Below are 19,745 nucleotides of genomic sequence, written 5' to 3'. Positions count from 1 at the left end.
TACTTTATATAATATTTTAAAAAAGGTCTCAATTTATTGAGACCTTTTTTTTATCTTTATTGCCATGGATGCATCATTTTTATCTAAACTGGCAGAAGAGTTATTAAATAATAATTCTTTATCATTACACCTAACCAATATTGTTTTACCAAACAAAAGAGCCAAAATATTTTTAATTGAAGAATTAAAAAGACAATCTTCTACTACTTTTTTAGCGCCAAAAATTATTAGTATTGAAATGCTAATTGAGGAAATTTCGCAATTAAGAACTCTCGATAATATTGAGCTTTTGTTTGAGTTTTATATTGTTTATTTAGAAAATACCGAAAAATCAAAACAACAAGATTTTGAAAAATTTTCAAGCTGGGCGGTAACGTTGATTCAAGATTTTAATGAAATTGATAGGTATCTAATCAAACAGACTGAAATTTTTTCTTATTTATTAGATATTGAACGCATTAAACATTGGACTCCAAATGTAAATAATCAATCTAAATTAATTGAAAACCATTTAGATTTTTGGAAATTAATGCCATTCTATTATCAAAAGTTTACGGAACATTTACTAAATAAAAAAGTAGGTTATCAAGGTTTATTATATAGAAAAGCATCTGAAAATTGTTTAGCTTTTGCAAAAAAAACAGAAGTTACAACTTTTGTATTTGCTGGGTTTAATGCATTAAATGCTTCTGAAGAAACTATAATTAAATATTTAGTAGAACATAATAAAGCTTCTGTGTTTTGGGATATTGACGCTGTTTTTTTAAAAGATGAATTCCATGATGCCGGTTTGTTTTTACGAAGAATTAAAAACTCCTGGAAACATTTTGAAACCCATCCTTTTAATTGGATTACTGATGCTTTTTCAAGTGATAAAAACATTGAAGTTATCGGCACACCAAAATCTATTGGTCAGGCAAAAATTGCTGGAAAAATTATAGAAAAAATTGTATTTGAAAACAAATCATTAGAAAATACTGCGATTGTAATAAGTGAAGAAAATATCTTAATACCTGTTTTAAATGCTTTACCTGTTGAGGTTGAGAATTTAAATATTACAATGGGTTATCCGAGTAAGAACAATCCAGCGCAAATACTAATTTACAAATTATTTCAATTGCATTTAAATGCTCAAAATAGAAATAAAAAGCAAAGTGTATTTTACTATAAAGAAGTTTTAGAAATATTAAATAATCCACTAATTGTATCAAGTATTCAAGCGAATGAAGTTGTCAAAATTATAAAAAATTCTAATTTAACCTTTATTACCAGTAATCGACTAAGTGAATTATTTTTTAAATACGATTTATTAAATAATGAATTGGTGCAACATTTGTTTTTCGATTGGAATGTATCTGTAAATGAAATTTTAGAGAAATTAAAGTCCATTCTAATTTACATTAAAACACATTTAAGCAATCAAAACGAGCAGGACAAAGTTACCAAAGCATTCGTCTTTTCAATATATAATGTAGTTTTAAAAATCACAAATTATTATGAATCGTATAAAAATATTGAAAATTTAGAGATTTTATTTACCATTTATAAGCAAGTTATTGACCAAGCTCAAGTTTCCTTTGAAGGTGAACCACTCAAAGGTCTCCAAATTATGGGGATTTTAGAAAGTCGCGTTTTGGATTTCGAAAATGTAATTATTACTTCGTTAAATGAAGGTAAATTGCCAGGTGGAAAATCGAACAATTCCTTTATTCCATACGATGTAAAATTAGAAAAAGGTCTGCCAACCTATAAAGAACGTGATGCTATTTTTACCTATCATTTTTATCGTTTATTGCAACGTGCTAAAAATATTTATTTACTTTATAACACCCATTCAGAAGGCATCGACGCAGGCGAAAAAAGTCGATTTATTACTCAATTAGAAATTGAACATTTGCCAAATCATAATTTTAAAAAGGTATTTTATAATGCGATTAAACCCGATACAATTTATCAACCAATTGAGGTAATAAAAACACAACCAATTTTAGATAGATTAGAAGAAATTGCAACGGGCAAGGGATTTTCGCCTTCATCATTAACCAATTATTTACGAAATCCTATTCAGTTTTATTACCAACGAATATTAGGTGTTAGCGATAATGAAGAAGTGGAAGAAAATGTTGCTCTTAATACTTTAGGAACCATCATTCACGAAGTGTTAGAGAAAATGTATGCTCCTTTTGAAGGCAAAAATATTCAAATTCAAGTTTCAGATATTGATGTGATGATTCAAAATATTGAAGTCATTACAATAGAAAAATTTAAAGATGTATACAAAGAAGGCGAGATCAAAAAAGGTAAAAATTTAATTGCTTTTGAAGTAGCTAAACGTAATATTTATAACTTTTTAATTCAAGAAAAACAAAATATTGAAATCGGTGACGAACTTTTTATTTTGTCTTTAGAAAAAGAACATTCGGCTGAAATTGTTCATCCAAATTTACCATTTCCAATACGTATTGCTGGAAAAGTAGATAGAATTGAATTGCGAAATAACACCATTCGTATAATCGATTATAAAACTGGAAAGGTAGAAGGCAATAAACTTAAAATAGATACTTTTGAAGGTGTAACACTTGATTTAGCTAATGATAAAATCATTCAATTATTGTGTTATGCATTAATGTTTCAAGAAAATTCTTTAAAAGAAAATTATAATGTGGAAGTTGGAATTTTTTCTTTTAAGAATATGAAAGCTGGATTTTTACCTTTTACATTTGGTAAAGGCAGAGGTGTAATTGGTGAAACCGTAATTACAACTGATTTTTTAGAAAAATTTAAAGAAGAATTAGTCATTTTAATTCAAGAAATTTTAAATCCTGCGGTTCCTTTTAAAGAAGTAATATAATTTTGCCACGAATTATCGAATTTTAATTAATTTGTGGAATTAGTGAAATTCGTATTAAGCGATACTTTCAAAAATTTAATCAATACGTGCTCCAATTCTGTTTGATTTTCGAGATGACTCATATGTCCGTCATTGAAAGAAATTAGTTTTACATTTGTACCTTCAATTTGCTCTACATTTTCTTCGTAATTTAATACAGGATCTTTTTTTCCTAAAATTAATAAAATTGGATAGGTTGCAAAATGTAAAATTACTTCTCGGTCTTTTCTTAATTTCATGCCTTCCTGAGCGGCAATAATTCCTTGTAATGGCGTTTGAAGCGCTTCCTCTCGAACCCATTCAATTTGTTCAGAAAGTTTTGTTCTGTTTTCCTCTGAAAATAAATTGGCAATACTCATTCTAACAGCAGCTATGTAATTTTGTTTCACTGCTTTTATCGCACGGGTTCTATTAGCAATACGTTCATCGCTATCGGCTCGCGAAGTGGAATTTAACAACACTACACCTTTCATGAATTCTGGATATAATTCGGCAACAGCCAAAGCTACATAACCGCCCATAGAATGCCCAACAAAAACCGCTTTTCTGATTTTTAATTCGGATATTACATGATGAACAGCATCTGCCATATCTTCCATACTATGAATATATCCTAAACAATCCGTTTGCCCGTGACCTAATAAATCAATACAAATCACCCGGTTTTTTTTAGCTAAAACAGGCGCCAAATACTTCCACATGGTACTATTTTCCAAAAAACCATGTAACAAAATAACTACCGAGCCTTTTCCTTGGTCGGTATAACTGATTTTAGTATTTTTGAAATGGGTGGTTTTCATAAATACAAATGTAGAATTTAATCGCAAAGAGCGCAAAGTTTTTCCGTTTAGTTTGTCATGCTGAAAGCATCTCTAGGATTACTTTGGGAGTACAATATTGTCAGTAAATTAAAAACACACACATCAAGTTCTATAAAACACAGATTCGAGAAATTTTAGAAATTAATATAATTTCAGAAATCTTTGTTAAAAAAAACGGCCCACTATCGTAAACCGTCTATTTTCTATATTCTATTCTCTTTTTTCTAAACTAAGAATTCATTATCGATTCAATTTCATCTGCTTCGATAGGAATATTCTTCATTAAGTTGAAAGGTTCTCCATTTGATTGAATAACCACATCATCTTCTAAACGTATTCCAAAACCTTCTGCAGGAATATAAATTCCTGGTTCCACAGTGAAAACCATATTTGCTTGCATTGGTTCGTGTAATAAACCATAATCGTGTGTGTCTAAACCTAAATGGTGCGACGTTCCGTGCATGAAATATTTTTTATACGCTGGCCATTCTGGATTCTCATTCTGTACATCAGCTTTTGTAATTAAGCCCAAACCTAATAATTCTGAAGTCATTACTTTACCAACTTCTATGTGATATTGTTTCCATAAAGTTCCAGGTAAAAGCATTTTTGTAGCTTCGTTTTTTACATTTAAAACGGCGTTGTAAACTGCTTTTTGTCTGTCAGTAAATTTACCAGAAACAGGAATCATACGAGTCAAATCGGAAGAATAATTAGCATATTCTGCTCCAACATCTAATAAAATTAAATCGCCAGCATTACAAACCTGGTTGTTTTCAATATAATGTAAGACATTTGCGTTATTTCCTGAAGCAATAATTGGTGTATAAGCAAAACCTTTCGAACGATTGCGTAAAAATTCATGTGCCAATTCCGCTTCAATCTCATACTCGGTTACTCCCGGTTTTACAAAGTTTAATAATCTTCGCACGCCTTTTTCTGTGATATTACACGCATTTTGAATTAAATCTAATTCAATCTGGTCTTTTACTGAACGTAAACGCTGTAAAATTGGATTTGATTTTTCTACTTTATGCGCAGGATATTCGTTTTTCCACCATTTTATAAAACGATCTTCACGTGTTTCTGTTTCTACTGCTGCTCTATAATGTTCATTGGTATTTATGTACATCGTATCGGCATACATCATCACTTCTTTTAGTACTTTATGAAAATCTTGTAGCCAATATACCGATTTGATTCCTGCTACTTCAAAAGCACGTTCTTTAGTTAGTTTTTCGCCCTCCCAAATGGCTATGTGCTCGTTAGTTTCTTTTAAAAATAAAACTTCTTTCAGATGTTCGTATGGTGCACTTGGGAATAACATTAAAATACTTTCCTCTTGATCTACACCTGATAAGTAAAAAATATCTCGATGTTGTGCAAATGGCAATGTACTATCTGCAGAAACAGGATAAATATCATTAGAATTGAAAACCGCTACTCCGTTTGGCTTCATTTGTGCCATAAAGTTTTTGCGATTTTTAATAAAAAGTTCTCGATTAATTGGTAAATATTTCATCAGTGATAAATTTAAATTTTATCAAAATTAAGTATTACGAAATAAATAAAAGTAGCCAAATGGCGTTATTTTATATTTTTTCGAATTCTGCTCATATGACGAGACGAAATTCCTAAAAAAGAAGACAAATAATGTAGCGGTACTTCGTTTAATAATTTTGGTTCGTTTTCCAATAGCTTTTTGTAGCGTTCTTCTGGAGTTAATGTCAATAAATCGATACGATAATCGTCAATTAAACAAATTTGTTTTTCAATTAAAGAGTAATAAAACTCGTAAAAGGTTTTGTTTTCCTTCAATAATTTTTGAAAAGAATGTTGATCAATTATCCATAATTTGCAATCATGAATGGCTTTTACATGTTTTCGAGATGGAACACCTAATAAAAAACTCTTTAAGGAGGAAGTGAACGAATTTTTTAAAGATAAATAGGTGGTTTTTTCTTCATCATCCACTAATAAAGCATGTTGTAAAATACCTTCTTCAATGAAACAAAAGTATTTACACACTTCTTTTTCTCGCACTAAAAACTCATTTTTTTTTAATGTTAATGGTGTAAAAAACGATTTAAAATCTTCAAATGAGGTGGTATTCATTAGCTAATATGGTTATGAATTCAAAAATAATAACTTTCAAACAAATAGTTGTCAAATAATTCTATTAATTTTGAAACAAATCAAATTAAATAAAAATGAAAAAAGTTATATTTTTACTTTCTCTTCTTAACACGTTCGTTTCTTTGTCTCAAGACAATAGTTTTCAATCGGTAACTTTTCAGAATATTGGACCCACAATAATGAGTGGTAGGGTAGTTGATTTAGCTGTAAATCCTCAAAATCCTACTGAATTTTATGCGGCATACGCTTCTGGAGGTTTGTGGTATACTAATAATAACGGAACCAGTTTTGAACCTGTTATGGATACCGCGCCAACTCAGAACATAGGATGTGTTGTGGTGGATTGGAATTCGGGATTAATTTTGGTAGGAACAGGTGAAGTAAATTCTTCTCGTTCTTCTTATGCGGGAATTGGAGTTTTAAAATCTACAGATAAAGGTAAAACGTGGACTAATATTGGTTTGCCAGATAGTCATCATATTTCTAAAATTTGGATTAATCCGAAAGATAACAATGAAATTGTCGTAGGTGTTTTAGGACATTTGTATTCAAAAAACGAAGAACGAGGCGTTTTTAAAACTACAAATGGCGGAAAAAACTGGACTAAAACATTATATATAAATGATGAAACAGGAATTGTAGATATTAGTTTTGCACCAAACAATCCAAAAATTATGTTTGCTTCGGCATGGGAACGTGAGCGTAAAGCCTATAATTTTAAAGGAAATGGAATCCATTCAGGAATTTATAAAAGTGAAGACGCGGGAACAACTTGGACAAAAATCAATGCCAATTCTGGTTTTCCATCAAACATTGGTATTGGTAGAATTGGTTTAACTTCTTTTAATGAAAATATTGCTTATGCAATTGTAGATAATCAAAATTTACGACCAAATGCTTCAAGCGAAAAACCTAAAGATGCCAATGCGGCTTTGTTTGAAGTGGAAGTAATAGGTGCAGAAATTTATAAAACCGACGATTCTGGAAAAACGTGGACTAAAACAAATGACAAATTTATTGATGATGCCTTTTATTCTTACGGATATTATTTTGCAGATATTACTGTTGATGCCTCTAATGAAAATCGTTTATATATTTCTGCGGTTCCTTTATTATTCTCTAATGATGGAGGAAAATCTTTCGAATCAATTAGTAAAGATAATGTTCATGCTGATCATCATGTTTGTTGGGTGAATCCAAAAAATTCAAATCACCTAATAAACGGAAATGATGGTGGTGTGAATATTACATTCGACAATGGAAAGCATTGGGTAAAATGCAACAACCAGGCTGTTGGGCAATTTTATTCTGTAAACGTAGATGAAAAAGAAAATTACGAAGTGTATGGAGGTTTGCAAGATAACGGAGTTTGGGCGGGTCCAAATAATTATGAACATAATGTAGAATGGTTACAAGACGGTAAATATCCGTACGAATTTTTAAGCGGTGGAGATGGAATGCAAGTTCAAATTGATACTAGAACTAATAATTTGGTTTATACTGGATATCAATTTGGAAATTATACTAAAATAGATAGGATTTCAGGAGAAAGAAAATACATTACTCCACAAGCAGATAAAAAAGAAGAACCTTATAGATTTAACTGGCAAGCACCTATTTTGTTATCTTCTCATAATCAGGATGTTGTTTATTTTGGCGGACAATATGTGTTTCGTTCGATGAATCAAGGTAAAAACTGGGAAAAAATTTCTACCGATTTAACCAATGGAAAAGTGGAAGGAAATGTGCCTTTTGGGACTATAACATCTATAGCTGAAAGTAAATTTAAATTCGGAAAATTAGTTGTTGGAACAGATGATGGGAATGTATATTTAACTAAGGATAGTGGTGAAAATTGGACGAAAATTTCAAGTAGTTTGCCACAAAATTTATGGGTGTCTCGTGTGCGATTTTCTTATTTTAAATCCGACAGAATTTACATTACATTAAATGGTTATAGAAATGATAATTTTACTACTTATGCTTATGTTTCTGAAGATTTAGGTGCAAATTGGAAATTGTTAACAGAGAATTTCAATCAAAATGCCGCGAATGTAATTTTAGAAGATTCTGAAGATGAAAATATTTTATATTTAGGAACAGATAACGGTTTATTTATATCTATTGATAAAGGAATGAATTGGCAAGATTTTTCAACCGACATTCCAAATGTTGCTGTTCACGATTTGGTTATTCAAAAAAGAGAAAAAGATTTAATTGTAGCCACTCACGGTCGTTCATTGTACAAGGTAAATCTTTCGAACATTCAAAAAATTAATGAGAAAACACAGACAAACGGCCTAGCATTATTTCCTGTAAAGAACATTTCTTATTCTAAAAATTGGGGAAATAAGCGTTTTGCTTGGGGAACCGAAAACACACCAAACGTATTAATTTGGTATTATGTAAAAGAACTTTTAAATACAGGAATAACCATAAAAAATAAAGATGGAATTGTAGTTTTTAATCGTCAAAATAAATCAGAAAAAGGGCTACTTAAGGTAGATTATGATTTAAGTATTGATGAAAAAATAAAATTGGCAATTGAAAAGAAAGATAGTAAAGTAAAAATTAATCAATCAAGCAACAAAAAATACTATTTACCTGCGGGGAAATATACAATTGAATTAGAAAATAACGGAAAGAAGGAAACGCAATATTTAGATATTATAGAAAAAAATCAAATGAGATAGAATTTGTTTGTAAATTCTAGACTTAATATGTTGATATTCAACAAATGTTAAACTCATTTAAAATGATTATAAATTAACTTTCAAAGGTTGTAAGTCTTACTTATAACCTTTATTTTTGCTAACATTAAAATATTCAAATTAACATTAACTATAATTATGGCAAAATCAGCATTTTTAAAGTCATCTATTGCAAAAAAATATTGGATGGCACTTACGGGATTGTTCTTGTGCTTGTTTTTAGTTGGGCATTTATTAGGTAACTTACAATTGTTAGCTGGCGACACTATTGAAGCGGCGTTACAATTTAACAAGTATGCCCTTTTTATGACTACTAATCCAGCAGTAAAATTACTTTCTTATTTAACGTACATTTCTATTATTTTCCATGCTATTGATGGAATTTATTTAGCTATTCAAAACAAGAAAGCTCGTCCAGTAGCTTATGCGATGAGTAATCCTTCTAAAAATAGTAGTTTTTCTTCAAGAAATATGGCGGTTTTAGGAACAATTGTTTTGGTTTTTATCTCTACACATATGATTAACTTTTGGGCAAAAATGCATTTTGATGCTAATATGCCTTTAGTTACGAAAACACAAGGAAATCAAGGGCAATCTCAATCCATGCTTATTGGAACTCCAGATTCTAAAATTCAATCGATTCCTTTGCCTCCAGGCGGTTCTTTAAAATCATTAGTAGAACAAAATAACAATCAACCTGGAAATACAACAAAATTAGTTATTGAAGGTTCAAATGTTGTTAAAGATGCTAAAACAGGTGAAGTTTTATTTATTGGATTCAAAGATTTACACAAATTAACATATACTTTCTTTAAAAGTAAAGGAAAATTATTCAATGCAATTCCAAACGAAGGATTGTTTTTTGTAATATTTTACGTGTTATCTATGATGGCATTAGGTTTCCATTTATGGCATGGCTTTCAAAGTGCTTTCCAATCGTTAGGAGCAAATGGAAAATTTACACCAGCTATTAAATCATTTGGAAAAGCTTTTTCAGTATTAGTTGCTGTATTATTTGCTATTATTCCAATTTACATTCACTTTTTCACAAAATAAAAACATATGGCATTAGATTCTAAAATTCCTCAAGGTCATATTTCAGAAAAATGGACCAACCATAAGAATAATCTTAAATTGGTGGCTCCAAATAATAGACCAAAAATTGATGTAATCGTAGTAGGAACAGGTTTAGCAGGCGCTTCGGCAGCTGCTTCATTTGGAGAGATGGGTTACAATGTAAAAGCATTTTGCTTTCAAGATTCACCGCGTAGAGCACACTCAATTGCGGCGCAAGGTGGTATTAACGCTGCAAAAAACTATCAGAATGATGGTGACAGTACCTACAGATTATTTTATGATACGATTAAAGGTGGTGACTACCGAGCTCGTGAAGCAAACGTGCACCGTTTAGCAGAAGTATCTTCAAATATTATCGACCAATGTGTAGCACAAGGTGTTCCTTTTGCTAGAGATTATGGTGGATTATTAGATAACCGTTCGTTTGGTGGAACACAAGTACAACGTACTTTTTATGCCGCTGGACAAACAGGTCAACAACTATTATTAGGAGCGTATTCTGCATTATCTAGACAAATTGGTTTAGGGAATGTAAAAATGTATAACCGTCACGAAATGCTTGATATTGTAAAAGTTGATGGCAAAGCTCGTGGAATAATTGCTCGTAATTTAATTACTGGTGAGTTAGAACGTCATTCAGCTCACGCAGTTATTATTGCATCTGGAGGTTATGGAAATGTATATTTCTTATCTACTAATGCAATGGGAAGTAACGTTACAGCTTCTTGGAAAGTACACAAAAAAGGAGCACATTTTGCGAATCCTTGTTTTGTACAAATTCACCCAACATGTATTCCAGTTCATGGAACCAATCAAGCTAAATTAACGTTAATGTCAGAATCATTACGTAATTCAGGTCGTATTTGGGTACCTGCTAAAAAAGAAGATGCTGAAGCAATTAGAGCTGGTAAATTAAAACCAACTCAAATTGCAGAATCAGATAGAGATTATTTCTTAGAGAGAAAATACCCTGCTTTTGGTAACTTAGTACCTCGAGATGTAGCGTCTCGCGCAGCGAAAGATGTTTGTGATGCTGGTCACGGAATCGAATCTAACGATACTAACGAAGGTGTTTATTTAGATTTTGCTTCTGAAATTATTACTAAAGGAAAGCAAGCTGCCTTTACACAAGGAGATCATAACCCATCTGATGAAAAAATTCAAGAATTAGGAAAAAAATGGGTAGAATCTAAATATGGTAACCTTTTCACGATGTATGAAAAAATTACAGATGAAAATCCATACGAAACCCCTATGAAAATATATCCAGCCGTGCATTATACGATGGGTGGTGTTTGGGTTGACTATAACTTAATGTCATCAATTCCAGGATGTTTCGTAGCTGGTGAAGCCAATTTCTCAGACCACGGAGCAAACAGATTAGGAGCATCTGCTTTAATGCAAGGTTTAGCGGATGGTTATTTTGTATTGCCTTATACGGTTTCTAATTATTTAGCAGACGAAATTAGAACAGGTAAAATTGCAACGGATACTCCTGAATTTATTGAAGCTGAAAATGCAGTCCGTCAGTCTATTGAGCAATTAATTAATAATAACGGGACTAAATCTGTTGACTATTTCCACAAAAAATTAGGATTAATTATGTGGAATAAAGTTGGTATGGCAAGAAACGAAAAAGGATTAACGGAAGCAATAGAAGAAATTAGACAATTAAGAGAAGATTTCTATGCTGATGTTAGAGTTCCAGGTGCAGCAAACGAATTAAATCAAGAATTAGAAAAAGCACTTCGTGTAGCTGATTTTATCGAATTAGGCCAATTAATGGCAAAAGATGCTTTATTACGTAAAGAATCTTGTGGCGGACATTTCCGTGAAGAATATCAAGACGCTGAAGGAGAAACACTTCGTGACGATGAAAATTTCGCATATGTTGCAGCTTGGGAATATAACGGAAGCGATGCAAGTAAATCCGTACTTCATAAAGAAGAATTGAAATATGAGTTTATCAAAATTGCAGCTAGAAACTATAAATAAGATATTATGAGTGCTAAAAAAAATATAAATATTAACCTTAAAATTTGGCGTCAAAAAAATGCCGGAACTAAAGGTAAAATGGAAACATATAAATTAGATAATGTTTCTACAGACAGTTCTTTTTTAGAAATGTTAGACCAATTAAATGAGCAATTAATCAATAACCAACAAGAGCCAGTAGCTTTTGATCACGATTGTCGTGAAGGAATTTGCGGAATGTGTTCGTTATATATTAATGGTCGTGCACACGGGCCAGATACAGGAACAACTACGTGTCAATTACACATGCGTAAATTTAAAGATGGCGAAACTATTTTTATTGAACCATGGAGAAGTAAAGCGTTCCCAGTTGTAAAAGACTTAATGGTAGATAGAAGTGCTTTTGACAGAATTCAACAAGCGGGTGGATTCGTATCTGTAAATACTTCGGGTAGAACTATTGACGCTAATGCAACGCCAATTAACAAACAAGATGCAGACAAAGCTTTTATGGCAGCTGCATGTATCGGTTGTGGTGCTTGTGTGGCAACTTGTAAAAATGGTTCAGCAATGTTGTTTGTTGGAGCAAAAGTTTCTCAATATGCATTGTTACCACAAGGAAAAGTAGAAGCTACAGAAAGAGTATTAAATATGGTACGCCAAATGGACGAAGAAGGTTTCGGAAATTGTACCAATACAGGTGCGTGTGAAGTAGAATGTCCGAAAGGAATTTCTTTAGAAAACATCGCTCGTATGAATAGAGAATATTTAAAAGCAAGTGTGCTTTAATTAGAACACAACTTTTTTAAAATAAAAAACGCATTCAAATTTGAATGCGTTTTTTTATATTATTTTAACTCCAATTCCTGATCCACATCCCAATTGGCTCTTACGTCAATTAAACCGGGAAAATAAACCATTTCTTCGGGTTGTAATTTGGTTTTAAAGTTTCCTGAATCCCAAATTCTATTTTTGTTGTCATCGTAAAACAATCGCACTTGATAGTTGCTTGGCTGAATGGCTTCGAAATACAAATCGTTTTCTTTAGTACAGTATTTTTCGCTAACAATATCTCCAGAAGTATTTAAAATTTGTACTATATACGGAAATCTATTAATGTTTTTCAATCGCAATTTTAAATTTCCAAAGTCACTTATCGCACCTTTATCGAATGCAAATTTCAAACTGTCAGACTTAGTGTCGTATTCATCTTCTATAGCACCAGGCAGAAGTTCTAATTCGTATTTTTCGTTTTCTTCTTGCTTGAAATCAAAAGAAATCAATTGCTCAAAATCGTTAATTTCTGTTGTGAAGGAGACTAAAGTACTATCTTTTTTTCTCAAAAATATTTTTTCAGCATTTATTTTTTTAATCGGTGTGGTAGTTTCTAAACTAAGTTTTTCGCTAAAATGGAATTTTTTATTAGCAAAAAGTGTGACTTTTAATGAATCTGCTTCTTTTAGCTTTTTTAATTTTACCAAATAGTTTTTCACATAGTTTTCAGATTTCACAAGGATTTGTATAGAATCTTTAGCTTCTTTAGGCATAAAAACTTGTAAAGTATCCGATTTTCCATTTGCTGATTTCGCAAATCGTAAAGGCGTTTCAATGTTATTCTTTTTATAAAATAGTTTTACATTATTTGCATTGCCTTCGTACCCTAAAAACAATTTGTTGTTACTTTCTAATGTAGGTGTATATGTTTTAATTTCGTTTTTCTCTGCAAATAGTTTTAAGGTATAACTGCTATCTGAAGGGATTTTTATTTTTTCCTTTTTAAAGGCAATTTTTTCCGATTTTGCTTGATAATTGTAATTGTTGTTTTTGTCTTTTAAAGCCACTAAATAATAATTGCCTTCTTTTATATTTTCAATAGTAAACTTCGTATTTTTTTCTAACGTATTGGTAATATAAATGGGTTTGTTTTTGTATACTAATGAATCATTATACGTTTCAGCGTCATACAACATTACGGTTACAAATTCATCGGTTTCTTTTTCAAATGCGTCTACAATTTCACCAGAAACTTTTAAAGAATCAACATACGCTCCTGTTGAAAACACATATTTAAATTGCGAATACGGAATGCCTTCGTTATAATCTGCAATACTTTGGCCAAAATTAAAACTGTATGTGGTATTTGGTTTTAAATCTTCATTTAAAGTAATTGATATATATTTACTTGCACTTCCTTGTGGCACAATTGTTGGGTTTTTTGCCATTGGTGGCGACACAATCAATTGTTTGTTAATGTCTTTTACTTTTATGTATTCGCTAAAATCAATTTTAATAGTTTTCCCAGAAAAATTGGTTTCATAATTTTTTGGGCTACTTTTAACAATAACAGGAGCAACACTGTCTTTTGGACCGCCAGAAACCATACCTCTTTTAGCGCAACTGATGAATACAAGAGAAATTAGGGTAAAAAGTAATATGATTTTTTTCATTAATTATTTTGCTTTTTAATCCTGCAAAGTAACAATTATATTCACTTGCATCATAATATTTAAATAAATTTTATGATTGTGTATACGCCATAGTTACGATACTAATTTTAGTTTTTTTTATTTTTAATATTTCTTTAGCGCAGGCTTCAATAGTCGCGCCAGTTGTAAAAATATCATCTACAAGTAGAATGTGCTTCCCTTCAATTTTGTGAGCGTTTTCAATAGAAAATACATTTTTATTGGTTTCTAACCGATTTTCTTTTGATTTTTGAATTTGAGATTTTAAGTTTTTAGATTTAATTAATACATCATCAATAATCGGAATAGCTAAGTTTTTTTCAAGCGATTCACAAAAAGTTGTAACTTGATTGTATCCTCTCTCGTGAAGACGTTTTTTATGTAAAGGCACAGGAATTATTCCATCAACATCATTAAAAACAGGCAAATCTATTACGTTTTTTGAAAAAATATCTCCTAAAAAAGTGCCGATTTCTTGCTGGTTTTTATATTTTAAATTGTGCATTAATTGTTGTGCAATCCCTTTTTTTCTAAAATATAATAATGAGCCTCCAAATTCAAACGGGACTAAACCATAAAAAACTTTATGAATTTCAGTTTCTTTTAAAAGATGATGATGGGTAAGGGGTAAATTATGTATACACTGTGTGCAAATTATTTTTTCATTTTTTAAAAGTAATTTCGAACAGCCATTACAAAATGCAGGAAACACCACGTTTAACAGATTTTTATGTATTTTGTCGAAAAATTTTATCATATTAAAACATTAGCTTTACTTTAGTAAAAATATTAAGAATGTCTTCAAAAAGAAACAACAATTATAAAATCGCTATACTTCTATTATCGTTTTTTTTACTGATAGTATTATTTAAAAGTTATAAAGATAATAAATCTGCAAAAGAACTACAAGATACTTTGAAGCAAGAAACTTTGATTACTCAAAATCAGCTATCTGAAATTCTAACTAAGTATGATTCTGTTTCTAATTTATATAATAATTTTGAAGAAAGTTTTCAAGAATTATCTTTAAAAGTAACTGATTTAAAAGATCCAAAGAAAAATATTAAGTTTAAGAATTTATCAGAATTAAACAAAGAAATTGATCAAATTAAAGATTCAATTAAATTGTTGAAAGAAAAATTAAAACAAATTGAAAAACTTAGAACGATTATTAAACCAGAAGTTAAAACTCCAAAAATTACTGAAAATACAGTTTTAAAAGATGCTAAGTTTGAAGTTACTAATTTACAAGTAAAAGGGGTTAAGTTTCTTACAGATAATAAAACACCAAATAAAGTAAAGCCAATTGAACAAATTAGAGTTTGCTTTACAGTTGACAGAAATAAATTAATTTCTACTGGCGAAAAAGAATTTTTTGTACAAGTTGTAAATCCAAAAAATGATATCGTTTCTGTGGAAGAATTAACGTTTGAAAATAATAATATTACTTTAAAATACAGTAAATTAGTGAAGTTTGAATACCAACAACAAGTCACAGATGTTTGCAGTTATGTGGATTTAGAAAAAAACAAAACTGTAAAAGGAAGATATATTGTAAACTTATATTCAGGAACTACTAAAATTAGTTCAACCATTTTCAATTATAATTAAAAAATTACTTTTTTAATTCCTTTCCTATTTTTACTTTTGCAACATGGCAAAACAAGAAGACTTATTTAAGAATGTAGTTTCGCATGCAAAAGAATACGGATTTATTTTCCCTTCTAGCGAAATTTACGATGGTTTAAGTGCGGTATATGATTACGCACAAAACGGTGTAGAACTAAAAAAAAATATTAGAGAATATTGGTGGAAATCCATGGTTCAAATGCATGAAAATATTGTAGGTTTAGACGCAGCAATATTAATGCACCCAACTACTTGGAAAGCATCAGGGCATGTTGATGCGTTTAACGACCCATTAATTGACAACAAAGATTCTAAAAAAAGATATCGAGCAGATGTTTTAATTGAGGATTATGCCGAAAAATTAAACATCAAAGCACAAAAAGAAATTGAAAAAGCAAAAGCGCGTTTTGGCGATGCTTTTAACGAACAAGAATTTATTACTACAAATCCTAGAGTTGTAGAATATCTATCTAAAAAGAACGAAATTTTAGCCAGAATGGCGAAAAGTTTAGATGCTGGAGATTTAGACGATGTAAAACTTTTAATTGAAGAATTAGAAATCGCTTGTCCAGATTCTGGATCTCGTAATTGGACAGAAGTACGCCAGTTCAACTTAATGTTTGGCACTAAATTAGGCGCTTCAGCTGACACGGCGATGGATTTATACTTACGCCCAGAAACAGCTCAAGGAATTTTCGTTAACTTTTTAAATGTGCAAAAAACAGGCCGAATGAAAATTCCTTTTGGAATTGCACAAACGGGTAAAGCGTTTAGAAATGAAATCGTCGCAAGACAATTTATTTTCCGAATGCGCGAATTTGAACAAATGGAAATGCAGTTTTTCGTGAAGCCAGGTGAAGAAATGAAATGGTACGAATACTGGAAAACTACGCGATTAAATTGGCACAAATCATTAGGATTAGGTGCTGAAAATTATCGTTTTCACGACCATGAAAAATTAGCACACTACGCAAATGCAGCTGCAGATATTGAATTTAATTTTCCTTTCGGATTTAAAGAATTAGAAGGAATTCATTCTCGTACAGATTTCGATTTAAAAGCACACGAGCAATTTTCGGGTAAAAAATTACAATATTTTGATACTGAAGAAAATAAAAACTACGTGCCTTATGTAGTGGAAACATCCGTTGGTTTAGACAGAATGTTTTTGGCGGTATTTTCAAAAGCATTACAAGAAGAAACATTAGAGGATGGCTCTACCCGAACAGTGTTGCGTTTGCCTTCTGTTTTAGCACCTACAAAAGCAGCTGTATTACCTTTGGTTAAAAAAGATGGGTTACCAGAAATTGCCAAGGAAATTATGGAAGAATTAAAATGGGATTTCAATGTGGCATACGATGAAAAAGATGCTGTTGGTCGTCGTTACAGACGTCAAGATGCTTTGGGTACGCCATTTTGTGTTACTGTAGATCATAAAACGTTGGAAGACAAAACGGTTACTATTCGTTATAGAGATACGATGGTTCAAGAACGTGTAGCAATTGCCGATTTAAAAAACATTATTGATAAAGAAGTTTCGGTAAGAAATTGGTTAATGAAAATGTAATATGTTCAGTATAAATAAAAAAACGCCAAATTCATTGAATTTGGCGTTTTTTTATTTTTTAACATTTTGGTGTTTTTCTAATCTGGCTAAAATTCGTTTGTGCATGTGTTTGTAATTGTTTACCTCTGCAGCATAATATCTGTTATTTTGATGATACGTAGCACTATCAATTTTGTATTTTTTATAAATGTAGTCTTTGGCTTCTATTTTATTAGCTTGTAAAATATCTGGTGCATTTATATTAGCAGCTTGTAATATTGCTATATCATATAAAATATTTTCCATTGTTTCTTCATCCAAAAGTATTTTCGGACGTTTTACAGGATTTTCGTTACAAGCAAAAAATCCAAAAACAAAAACGAATAAAACTATTTTTTTCATTGTTATTCTCTATCAAAAGTTAACCTTTGTCCAGCTATAATATCCTTTACCTTCCCATTGGCATAAGCCAGTTTTCCATTTACAAAAGTGTGTGTCACTCTAGATTTAAAATTAATTCCTTCAAATGGCGACCAGCCACATTTTGCAATAATATTTTCTTTTTTTACATTCCAAGGCATATGTGGATTCACTATAACTAAATCGGCAAAATAACCTTCTTTAATAAAACCACGATTTTCTATTTTGAAAATTTTCGCTGGATTATGACACATTTTTTCAACAATCTTTTCTATAGAAATTTTACCATTAAAGTAGGACTCCATCATGGCTACTAATGCATGTTGTACTAATGGACCTCCAGATGGGCAAGTTGTATATGGATTTGATTTTTCTTCTAAAGTATGAGGCGCATGGTCTGTAGCAATTACATCTATTCTATCATCTAAAAGTGCTTTCCAAAGCGCGTCTTTATCTTCTTGCGTTTTAACAGCCGGATTCCATTTAATTAATGAACCTTTAGTTTCATAATCGGCATCTGTAAACCACAAATGATGAATACAAACTTCAGCTGTAATTTGTTTCTTTTCAAGCGGAATTTTATTTGTAAATAAGTCTAATTCTTTAGCCGTTGAAATATGAAAAACATGCAATCTTGCTCCGGTTTTTTTAGCCAATTCAATAACTCTAACAGTAGATTCGTAACATGCTGCTACAGATCTAATTTCTGGGTGTTTTTCTACAGGAATGTCATCACCGTAGATTTCTTTGTATTTCGCTAAATTATTTTTTACAATGGTTTCGTCTTCACTATGAACGGCTATTAAAAGTTTCGTATTAGAAAATATTTTTTCTAACGATGCTGAACTATCAACTAACATGTCACCTGTAGACGAACCTAAAAACAGTTTTAGACCGGCTACATTTTTAGGATTGGTTTTTAAAATTTCTTCTAAATTATCGTTTGTGCCGCCCATCATAAATGAATAGTTGGCGTGTGATGTTTTGGAAGCAATTTGATATTTTTCTTCTAAAAGCTCCTGAGTTACTGCATTCGGTACCGTGTTGGGTTGTTCAATATAAGAAGTGATTCCCCCAGCAACGGCAGCTTTACTTTCTGAGGCGATGTCGCCTTTGTGCGTAAGTCCTGGCTCTCTAAAATGTACTTGATCATCAATAACGCCAGGAATTAAAAAACTTCCTTCTGCATCAATAATTATACACTCAGAGGATTTTGCACTTATATTATCTGCAATCTGACGGATAATTTCATTCTCAATTAATACATCTCCTTCAAAGACGCTCCCTTCATTTACAATTCTTGCATTTTTAATTAAAAATGTACTCATTTATAGTTTGTTAAATATTTTTCTAATTCGTAACATAATCACCCCAATTACAGCTTCACGAATAATAGCACCGCTCATTTTTGATTCGCCTAATGTTCTGTCTGTAAAAATAATTGGCACTTCTTCAATCTTAAATTTATTTACAAAAGCACGATATTTCATTTCTATTTGAAATGCATATCCTACAAATTTAATTTTATCAATATTTATAGTTTCTAAAACATTTCGTTTATAACATATAAAACCTGCTGTGGCATCATGAATTTGCATGCCAGTAATAAATTTCACATAAACCGAAGCAAAATAAGACATTAAAACACGGTTTAAAGGCCAATTAACTACATTTACCCCTTTAGAATATCTTGAGCCAATTGCTACATCAGCGCCGTTTTGACAAGCCAAATATAATTTTTCTAAATCATTTGGATTGTGAGAAAAATCGGCATCCATTTCATATATATATTGATAGTGATGTGAAAGTGCCCATTTAAAACCATGCACATAGGCGGTTCCTAATCCTGATTTTTTTGTTCTAATTTCTAAAAATAATTTTTCCGAATACTGTTTTTGTAATTCAGACACTTTATTAAACGTTCCATCCGGTGAATTATCATCTACAATTAAGACATGGAAGTTTGAAGGTAATTGAAAAACAGCATGAATAATCCGTTCTATATTTTCAATTTCGTTATATGTAGGTATAATTACTATTCCTGCTGACATATTGTTTTATTTTCTCTACAAAATT

The 19,745-nt window shown here is 31.0% G+C and carries 15 protein-coding genes; 7 read left to right on the top strand and 8 right to left on the bottom strand.

What is annotated here, in order from left to right; genetic code table 11:
• Positions 1-64 precede the first annotated feature (64 nt).
• Positions 65-2,851, top strand: a complete 2,787-nt coding sequence (locus ACIQZ1_RS00490; protein WP_396158011.1) for a PD-(D/E)XK nuclease family protein — start codon at positions 65-67, stop codon at positions 2,849-2,851.
• A 26-nt stretch (positions 2,852-2,877) separates the two neighbouring features.
• On the opposite strand, the gene ACIQZ1_RS00485 is transcribed toward ACIQZ1_RS00490, so the two are convergent.
• The 3 genes from ACIQZ1_RS00485 to ACIQZ1_RS00475 form a co-directional block, all read right to left on the bottom strand.
• Positions 2,878-3,690, bottom strand: coding sequence for an alpha/beta fold hydrolase (locus ACIQZ1_RS00485; protein ID WP_396158009.1), 813 nt, complete (start codon positions 3,688-3,690; stop codon positions 2,878-2,880).
• Positions 3,691-3,940: 250 nt separating this feature from the next.
• Positions 3,941-5,233: an aminopeptidase P family protein gene (locus tag ACIQZ1_RS00480; RefSeq protein ID WP_396158007.1), complete on the bottom strand. Its 1,293-nt coding sequence runs from the start codon at positions 5,231-5,233 to the stop codon at positions 3,941-3,943.
• A gap of 65 nt (positions 5,234-5,298) precedes the next feature.
• The gene (locus tag ACIQZ1_RS00475) at positions 5,299-5,826 is read right to left on the bottom strand and encodes a Crp/Fnr family transcriptional regulator (RefSeq protein ID WP_396158005.1); all 528 of its coding nucleotides are present in this window, start codon (positions 5,824-5,826) and stop codon (positions 5,299-5,301) included.
• 95 nt (positions 5,827-5,921) lie between these two features.
• Between ACIQZ1_RS00475 and ACIQZ1_RS00470 the strand changes: the two genes are divergently transcribed.
• The 4 genes from ACIQZ1_RS00470 to ACIQZ1_RS00455 all read left to right on the top strand — a co-directional run bounded on the left by ACIQZ1_RS00470 (position 5,922) and on the right by ACIQZ1_RS00455 (position 12,398).
• The gene (locus ACIQZ1_RS00470; RefSeq protein ID WP_396158003.1) at positions 5,922-8,540 is read left to right on the top strand and encodes a WD40/YVTN/BNR-like repeat-containing protein; all 2,619 of its coding nucleotides are present in this window, start codon (positions 5,922-5,924) and stop codon (positions 8,538-8,540) included.
• 156 nt (positions 8,541-8,696) lie between these two features.
• A complete protein-coding gene (locus tag ACIQZ1_RS00465) occupies positions 8,697-9,614 on the top strand; it encodes a succinate dehydrogenase cytochrome b subunit (protein ID WP_396158000.1) in 918 nt (305 codons plus the stop codon).
• A 6-nt stretch (positions 9,615-9,620) separates the two neighbouring features.
• Positions 9,621-11,630 carry a fumarate reductase/succinate dehydrogenase flavoprotein subunit gene (locus ACIQZ1_RS00460; RefSeq protein ID WP_396157998.1) on the top strand — a complete coding sequence of 670 codons (2,010 nt, stop codon included), beginning with the start codon at positions 9,621-9,623 and terminating at the stop codon, positions 11,628-11,630.
• A 6-nt stretch (positions 11,631-11,636) separates the two neighbouring features.
• A complete protein-coding gene (locus tag ACIQZ1_RS00455; protein WP_396157995.1) occupies positions 11,637-12,398 on the top strand; it encodes a succinate dehydrogenase/fumarate reductase iron-sulfur subunit in 762 nt (253 codons plus the stop codon).
• 59 nt (positions 12,399-12,457) lie between these two features.
• On the opposite strand, the gene ACIQZ1_RS00450 is transcribed toward ACIQZ1_RS00455, so the two are convergent.
• Positions 12,458-14,056 carry an Ig-like domain-containing protein gene (locus ACIQZ1_RS00450; RefSeq protein ID WP_396157993.1) on the bottom strand — a complete coding sequence of 533 codons (1,599 nt, stop codon included), beginning with the start codon at positions 14,054-14,056 and terminating at the stop codon, positions 12,458-12,460.
• A 70-nt stretch (positions 14,057-14,126) separates the two neighbouring features.
• Complete coding sequence (locus ACIQZ1_RS00445; RefSeq protein ID WP_396157990.1) at positions 14,127-14,831, bottom strand: ComF family protein; 705 nt, start codon at positions 14,829-14,831, stop codon at positions 14,127-14,129.
• A 38-nt stretch (positions 14,832-14,869) separates the two neighbouring features.
• Here ACIQZ1_RS00445 and ACIQZ1_RS00440 point away from each other — a divergent pair, with 38 nt between their 5' ends.
• The gene (locus ACIQZ1_RS00440; protein WP_396157987.1) at positions 14,870-15,685 is read left to right on the top strand and encodes a hypothetical protein; all 816 of its coding nucleotides are present in this window, start codon (positions 14,870-14,872) and stop codon (positions 15,683-15,685) included.
• A gap of 43 nt (positions 15,686-15,728) precedes the next feature.
• Positions 15,729-17,270 carry a glycine--tRNA ligase gene (locus ACIQZ1_RS00435; protein ID WP_396157985.1) on the top strand — a complete coding sequence of 514 codons (1,542 nt, stop codon included), beginning with the start codon at positions 15,729-15,731 and terminating at the stop codon, positions 17,268-17,270.
• A 51-nt stretch (positions 17,271-17,321) separates the two neighbouring features.
• On the opposite strand, the gene ACIQZ1_RS00430 is transcribed toward ACIQZ1_RS00435, so the two are convergent.
• From ACIQZ1_RS00430 to ACIQZ1_RS00420, 3 genes are read right to left on the bottom strand one after another with little or no spacing between them, the layout of a single operon-like run.
• Positions 17,322-17,651, bottom strand: coding sequence for a DUF4296 domain-containing protein (locus ACIQZ1_RS00430; protein ID WP_396157983.1), 330 nt, complete (start codon positions 17,649-17,651; stop codon positions 17,322-17,324).
• 2 nt (positions 17,652-17,653) lie between these two features.
• Positions 17,654-18,997 carry a dihydroorotase gene (locus ACIQZ1_RS00425; protein ID WP_396157981.1) on the bottom strand — a complete coding sequence of 448 codons (1,344 nt, stop codon included), beginning with the start codon at positions 18,995-18,997 and terminating at the stop codon, positions 17,654-17,656.
• Positions 18,998-19,720, bottom strand: a complete 723-nt coding sequence (locus tag ACIQZ1_RS00420) for a polyprenol monophosphomannose synthase (RefSeq protein ID WP_396157979.1) — start codon at positions 19,718-19,720, stop codon at positions 18,998-19,000.
• Between the last annotated feature and the right edge of the window lie 25 nt (positions 19,721-19,745).

This window comes from Flavobacterium sp. (assembly GCF_044341185.1).
Lineage (GTDB): Bacteria > Bacteroidota > Bacteroidia > Flavobacteriales > Flavobacteriaceae > Flavobacterium.
The sequence above is the reverse complement of the archived record's forward strand: the minus strand, read 5'-3'. Positions and strand labels throughout refer to the sequence as shown.

What these genes read in the sequence shown, in the direction of transcription:
- ACIQZ1_RS00425 (WP_396157981.1), bottom strand. Translation starts at nt 18,997, where the DNA reads ATGAGTACATTTTTAATTAAAAATGCAAGAATTGTAAATGAAGGGAGC.
- ACIQZ1_RS00445 (WP_396157990.1), bottom strand. Translation starts at nt 14,831, where the DNA reads ATGATAAAATTTTTCGACAAAATACATAAAAATCTGTTAAACGTGGTG.
- ACIQZ1_RS00465 (WP_396158000.1), top strand. Translation starts at nt 8,697, where the DNA reads ATGGCAAAATCAGCATTTTTAAAGTCATCTATTGCAAAAAAATATTGG.
- ACIQZ1_RS00470 (WP_396158003.1), top strand. Translation starts at nt 5,922, where the DNA reads ATGAAAAAAGTTATATTTTTACTTTCTCTTCTTAACACGTTCGTTTCT.
- ACIQZ1_RS00440 (WP_396157987.1), top strand. Translation starts at nt 14,870, where the DNA reads ATGTCTTCAAAAAGAAACAACAATTATAAAATCGCTATACTTCTATTA.
- ACIQZ1_RS00455 (WP_396157995.1), top strand. Translation starts at nt 11,637, where the DNA reads ATGAGTGCTAAAAAAAATATAAATATTAACCTTAAAATTTGGCGTCAA.
- ACIQZ1_RS00480 (WP_396158007.1), bottom strand. Translation starts at nt 5,233, where the DNA reads ATGAAATATTTACCAATTAATCGAGAACTTTTTATTAAAAATCGCAAA.
- ACIQZ1_RS00420 (WP_396157979.1), bottom strand. Translation starts at nt 19,720, where the DNA reads ATGTCAGCAGGAATAGTAATTATACCTACATATAACGAAATTGAAAAT.
- ACIQZ1_RS00460 (WP_396157998.1), top strand. Translation starts at nt 9,621, where the DNA reads ATGGCATTAGATTCTAAAATTCCTCAAGGTCATATTTCAGAAAAATGG.
- ACIQZ1_RS00430 (WP_396157983.1), bottom strand. Translation starts at nt 17,651, where the DNA reads ATGAAAAAAATAGTTTTATTCGTTTTTGTTTTTGGATTTTTTGCTTGT.
- ACIQZ1_RS00485 (WP_396158009.1), bottom strand. Translation starts at nt 3,690, where the DNA reads ATGAAAACCACCCATTTCAAAAATACTAAAATCAGTTATACCGACCAA.
- ACIQZ1_RS00450 (WP_396157993.1), bottom strand. Translation starts at nt 14,056, where the DNA reads ATGAAAAAAATCATATTACTTTTTACCCTAATTTCTCTTGTATTCATC.
- ACIQZ1_RS00490 (WP_396158011.1), top strand. Translation starts at nt 65, where the DNA reads ATGGATGCATCATTTTTATCTAAACTGGCAGAAGAGTTATTAAATAAT.
- ACIQZ1_RS00475 (WP_396158005.1), bottom strand. Translation starts at nt 5,826, where the DNA reads ATGAATACCACCTCATTTGAAGATTTTAAATCGTTTTTTACACCATTA.
- ACIQZ1_RS00435 (WP_396157985.1), top strand. Translation starts at nt 15,729, where the DNA reads ATGGCAAAACAAGAAGACTTATTTAAGAATGTAGTTTCGCATGCAAAA.